Below are 4,951 nucleotides of genomic sequence, written 5' to 3'. Positions count from 1 at the left end.
CGCTCGACTTGCATGTATTAGGCACGCCGCCAGCGTTCATCCTGAGCCAGGATCAAACTCTCCATAAAAGAAGTAAGCTTGATATAGCTCGTTGATTGATTAAGTCAATCACTCTTTAAAGTACGTTGAAGTACTCAAATTATCGGAATTAACGTTGACATATTGTCATTCAGTTTTCAATGTTCATGTCATTTATTTTTTTGACTCGACAAGAATTAATTATACACAAGTTGATTTCTAATGTCAACAACTTTTTTAATTAATTTTTTCGTTTTGTTGTTGCGACTTATTATGCCGCTCAACAAGATATAACTATACAGGCTTTCAACCCTTTTAACAACAATAAAAATTACACTCTTTAATGCTTTTTGTTATTTTAAACGCATTATTCTCATTTTATTTTATTGTTCTATACAAAACGCTACGCTATCTACACTAAAAAATAAAGACAACAGGGTAGGAGACGACATCATATCTCAATATACAAAAGAAAAGCATTAGCAAATCATTGGATGAAACCTGTACTTCAATGCCATCTTTTCTAATGTACATATCATTCTCTTGATACGAGACGATACAACTAGGTTGTCCCCCCTCTCCCCCCTGTTATCTTCATTCATTATATGATCATTTGTTTCTTACTACATTTCTGTACGCCCAGAGATAGCTCTAGATAGCGTCACTTCATCTGCATATTCCAAATCGCCACCGACAGATAGCCCCTGCGCTAATCGTGTGACACGAATGCCTAGTGGCTTAACCAGTCTAGAAATATACATCGCTGTTGATTCACCTTCAAGATTAGGGTTCATTGCAAGAATCAACTCTTGAACTTGTTCATCTTTGAGACGATCAATAAGGCTTGGTATATTGATATCTTCAGGACCAATACCATCCATAGGAGAAATTGTGCCATGCAATACATGATACAAACCTTTATATTCTTTCATTTTCTCCATTGCAATCACATCTTTATCATCTTCGACTACGCATATTGTTGAACGATCGCGTTGTTTATCTTCACAAATATAACAAGGATCTTGTTCGGTAATATGGCCACAAACACTACAATAGGTAAGTTCTCGTTTGACATCCACTAAAGCTTTTGCGAATTGAACAACATCATCTTCTTTCATGTCAAGCACGTGAAAAGCCAGACGTTGAGCCGTCTTGGGACCAATGCCTGGCAATTTCATGAAACTATCGATGAGTTTCGATATCGGTTGAGGATAATGCATATTACATCATTCCTGGGATGTTAAGACCTTTAGTATGTTTTCCTAAACGCTCAGCTGTTAATTCATCCGCTTTGTTCATTGCTTCATTTGTTGCAGCTAATACTAAGTCTTGTAACATTTCTACATCTTCTGGATCTACGACTTCTTCATTGATAACAACATCAACGACTTCTTTATGACCAGATACGACAACTTTAACCATGCCGCCACCAGCTGTTCCTTCAACTTGCTCTTCTTTTAATTTTTCTTGCTCTTCAGCCATTTTCTTTTGCATTTTTTGCATTTGTTTCATCATTTGTTGCATATTTCCGCCACCGCGCATAAATGTATCCTCCTTATTATTAAAACCATCATCAATTAAATAATATTATCAAAGACGAGATGGTCCATCTATATTCATTTTATTAAAACAACAGAATAATCAATACTCTATCGTTTTACAGTATATACATATTCACGTAATGATACGCGTCCAAGAGTGAGTTCTTCTTAGATTCGTTTACAATTATACATACCTTTCAAAGCCTTGTCATGTTTATTCATCTATAACATGGACTGTGTCTTCTCCGAACAAGTTCTTGGCCGCTTCAACAACACTTGCTTGTTTTTCCGGCTTTGCAGACTCCTGTTGGCCATTCGAATGACTTCGTTTACGATTAGTAATGTAATCACTCCGTACTTGCATCCATTTATCAGCAGGTACACCTACCACAGATACAGGCTTGTTTATAATATCTTTTACGACGTTTTCAATACTTTGTTTCTTTTCTTCGTCTTTTTTCAAAATTTCACAGTGTATTTCTTCATCGAACTTTACTAACACTTTATCTTCACTAGCTGCTACAGGTTCTGAATTTTGTAACAAACTGACGAGTGATTTCTGATTACGATCTTTCGCATATTGAATAACATCAGCCCAACGCTCTTTAATTAAAGCAATGTCTTCTTTGTTTGCTTTATCTAGAACTTTAGCAATTTGTTCCACCGAATAGGTCGAACTTGAATTACGACGCTTTGTGGGCTGTGGCTTAGGTTGTGATGTTGGCATACCAATATTTTGAGATTTTAACGTTTGTAATTCAGATTCTAGTGCTTCCATCCGTCTTATCATCGCATCTTGCTGCTCTGTTGGCGCATGGTTAACAACGACTTCTCCTGTTGCTCCAGCTTCTTTAATCATTTCGGAAAGTTTAACTAACAATACTTCTAAATGTACATTTTGATTCACGCTAAATCGAATTGACACTAATGTATCATTAATGACATCAATCATTTTATATAAAACTTCTAAGTCAAATCCAACCAAGGCATCTAACGTCATCGACTGATTTGTTGTTTTAGCCATAATCGTGTCTCTTACAAAATAAATCATGTCATTGATTAAACGATTAACCTCTTTACCTTCACTAACAAATTGATGATAACGTTCAAACGCATCATGAACATGACCTTGTACAACATCTTGAAAGAGTGCATTTAGATCGGACTCATCTAGACTCCCTGTAACATCCAAAGCATCCTTCAAAGTTAATCGCTCATCACCGAAAGCAATCGCTTGATCCATAATACTTAAAGCATCTCTCATACCGCCTTCTGATACTTTAGCGATAAACTCAAGAGCTTCCCCATCGTAATCGAGCGCCTGTTGTTCGGCAACGTATCTCAAACGATCTACAATTCGATCTGAATGAATGGCTTTAAAATCAAAACGTTGCGCCCTCGAAATAATTGTAGGTGGAATTTTATGTGGTTCTGTTGTAGCCAAAATAAAGATTGCATGTGCAGGAGGCTCTTCCAATGTTTTCAACAGTGCATTGAACGCGCCTGTTGTCAGCATATGGACCTCGTCAATAATGTACACTTTATATTTTGATTCACTCGGTGCATATTTGACTTTGTCTCGAATATTACGAATTTCATCTACGCCATTATTACTCGCGGCATCAATTTCGATGACATCTGAATTAGAACCTTGTGTGATGCCTTTGCATGTCGCACATTCATTACAGGGTTCTCCATCTTCTCTCACTTCACAATTGATGGCTTTAGCAAAAATTTTTGCAATACTCGTTTTTCCTGTACCACGCGGACCACTAAAGATATAAGCGTGGGATTGTTTCCCTTTTGCAATTGCATTTTTTAAGGTTTTGGTCACATGTTCTTGCCCGACTACATCATCAAAACTTTGCGGACGAAACATACGGTATAATGCTTGATAATCCACTTTGGCACCTCCGAACTAACAATGACTTTATTATATCATGTTCAATCTCGTTTGTATGGCGCAAAGTTACTTCAAAAATTCTGATGGATAGATCACTGTTCCATTGGGTAAATCTGCTAAAGCATCCCACAAAAATTTCACATGTAGCTCAGTTTCACCCATTTGAGGCGGCAAATAGATATCATAATTTCCAGCAACTTCATAGCCTAATTTTTCATAGTAAGTCCCATCGCCTAAAACGAGAATCGTTGTATATTCCTCAGAAAGTGCACGTTCTTCCAAAGCTTGAACGAGGGCTTTCCCCAATCCTTTATTACGATATGCCTTTACAACTGCGAGCGGTGCGAGTGCAAGCGCAGTATAGGTCTTGTCTTCGTTTTGAATTTTGACCTCTGTACACATCGCATGTCCAATCAATGTGCCATCTTCTGTTTTGGCGATAACTTCCAACTCAAAATGATAGTTGGGTGACATACGTAAACGTTTCACCCATTCGTGCTCACGATGCGTTGAATGCGGTACATCCTTAAAAGCCTCAGCAATCATTTCATAAGAGGGTTCATAGTCAGTTTCTGTTGGTGTACTAATAAATACGGACATCCGTTAACCTCCTTACATTATTCATATATAAAAAAAGAGCAACTCTTCAAAAGTTACTCACACATCTATTAATCGAAAATACAATTTTAAAAATAATAATGCCGTGCACCTTTGTGTAGAATACGCATCACAAACGTTACCAGAGTCGACAGCTAAATCTCGGCTACCCTACGGCACATATGAGAATCCACTTAATGCTGCTTCCGTCAGGACCTGACATGGTTCATGGGTTCATATTGCATAGGACCGAAATCTTCAAACACCTCGTGCTCTGGGCAGACTTCACAAATACATATCCGCGACAAAGGAATTCGACCTCGCATAAAGCGGATTTCGAGAATAGGGAACCGCTACCTCCCCGCTTAGCACGGCATATTTAATAATACTATACCTTTTAATAAAAATGCAAGCAGAGTATCTAGATTCATGCATCAAAATTGATTCATATATATTGATGCATTGTTACATGGGTGTTTGCCTTCTAAAAAACAACAGACTTAAAAATATGTTTCACGTGACACGTTGTCTCTGCTCACTCATCAGTTAATGATTTAAAAACTTTTTACATATATTTAAAATCGTATTTGCTCCAGCAGTTTTAAAAGCCCATGCTATACAAGTTGTATATCTTTATAACGCAATCAAAGCGCAACCGCGCGTCATCCAAAAGATAATGGAAAATCTCTACTCATAAGTGCACCAATGATACGCCTCATTTTTAAATACAAAAAAGCCAAACATTCAACCGCATTGAGTGTTTGGCTTTTATATCTATTAGTCTTGGATTTTACTTATAATGGCGGAGGAAGAGGGATTCGAACCCCCGCGAGCCGTTAAGCCCCTGTCGGTTTTCAAGACCGATCCCTTCAGCCAGACTTGGGTATTCCTC

At 37.6% G+C, this 4,951-nt stretch carries 4 protein-coding genes, 1 rRNA gene and 1 other RNA gene; all 6 read right to left on the bottom strand.

The annotated features are described in order from the left end of the window. A 16S ribosomal RNA gene (locus CD118_RS07215) occupies nucleotides 1-68 on the bottom strand; the annotation flags it as partial. A 573-nt stretch (nucleotides 69-641) separates the two neighbouring features. Beyond that, nucleotides 642-1,238, bottom strand: coding sequence for a recombination mediator RecR (gene recR, locus CD118_RS07210; RefSeq protein ID WP_016425596.1), 597 nt, complete (start codon nucleotides 1,236-1,238; stop codon nucleotides 642-644). A 1-nt stretch (nucleotide 1,239) separates the two neighbouring features. Then, nucleotides 1,240-1,560: a YbaB/EbfC family nucleoid-associated protein gene (locus CD118_RS07205; protein WP_016425597.1), complete on the bottom strand. Its 321-nt coding sequence runs from the start codon at nucleotides 1,558-1,560 to the stop codon at nucleotides 1,240-1,242. A 213-nt stretch (nucleotides 1,561-1,773) separates the two neighbouring features. After that, a complete protein-coding gene (gene dnaX / locus CD118_RS07200; protein ID WP_060830398.1) occupies nucleotides 1,774-3,462 on the bottom strand; it encodes a DNA polymerase III subunit gamma/tau in 1,689 nt (562 codons plus the stop codon). A gap of 66 nt (nucleotides 3,463-3,528) precedes the next feature. Then, nucleotides 3,529-4,062: a GNAT family N-acetyltransferase gene (locus CD118_RS07195; RefSeq protein WP_060830399.1), complete on the bottom strand. Its 534-nt coding sequence runs from the start codon at nucleotides 4,060-4,062 to the stop codon at nucleotides 3,529-3,531. Nucleotides 4,063-4,163: 101 nt separating this feature from the next. Beyond that, nucleotides 4,164-4,433, bottom strand: an RNA gene (gene ffs, locus CD118_RS07190) — signal recognition particle sRNA large type. Between the last annotated feature and the right edge of the window lie 518 nt (nucleotides 4,434-4,951).

The sequence above is a fragment of the Staphylococcus coagulans genome, from assembly GCF_002901995.1.
In the GTDB taxonomy this organism is placed as follows: Bacteria; Bacillota; Bacilli; order Staphylococcales; family Staphylococcaceae; genus Staphylococcus; species Staphylococcus coagulans.
Note: the sequence above shows the minus strand (reverse complement) of the source record. Positions and strands in the feature narration are given on the sequence as shown.